Raw genomic sequence first — 684 nt, forward strand, 5'->3', positions numbered from 1 at the left:
CACTGAAAAATCAAAAACTTAAAATAGAATCGCTCGACTATATTTTGGCATTGGCGTGTACGCTAAAATCCGCTCTAAGCAATTGTTTTAAAATGACTTGTGATTCCCCATGAAATCCTGGAGAGCCCCAAGCAGCTTCTTAAAACCGGTGACGTGTTGGTTTCAATGACCCGGCCCAATCTGAATGCAGTCGCGCTCGTGCCCGAACAATTTGATGGGGCAATCGGCTCTACCGGTTTTCATGTGCTTCGGTCACGTTGGTTGAATCCTGGCTTTTTGCTGGCATTGGTGCAAACGCAGGACTTCATCGATGCGATGTCAGCGGTCGTGCAAGGCGCACTTTATCCTGCGGTGAGGCCCAGAGATATTGCTGCGTATAGGCTTTCATTTGAAGCGCCAGCTCAGCAGACTCGCATTGTTGAAAAACTCGAAGAACTGCTCTCCGACCTCGATGCCGGCGTGGCCGAGCTAAAAGCCGCACAGAAAAAGCTCGCGCAATACCGTCAGTCCCTGCTTAAAGCCGCCGTCGAAGGTGCGCTCACCGCCGAGTGGCGGGCTCAGCGCAGATCACCCTCTCCCCAACCCCTCCCCCATCAAGGGGGAGGGGCTTTACCTCAACACTCACATCAAAGCGAAGTGATCTGCTCTCCCCTCTCCCCTCGTGGGAGAGGGGCCGGGGGAGAG

The 684-nt window shown here is 53.7% G+C and carries 1 protein-coding gene; it reads left to right on the forward strand.

The window, feature by feature from the left end:
- Positions 1-99: 99 nt before the first annotated feature.
- Positions 100-684 (forward strand): hypothetical protein (locus CKO23_RS25035; protein WP_440870601.1); only part of this gene is annotated, 585 nt, incomplete at its 3' end.

The sequence above is a fragment of the Thiocystis violacea genome (genome assembly GCF_016583565.1).
GTDB lineage: Bacteria > Pseudomonadota > Gammaproteobacteria > Chromatiales > Chromatiaceae > Thiorhodococcus > Thiorhodococcus violaceus_A.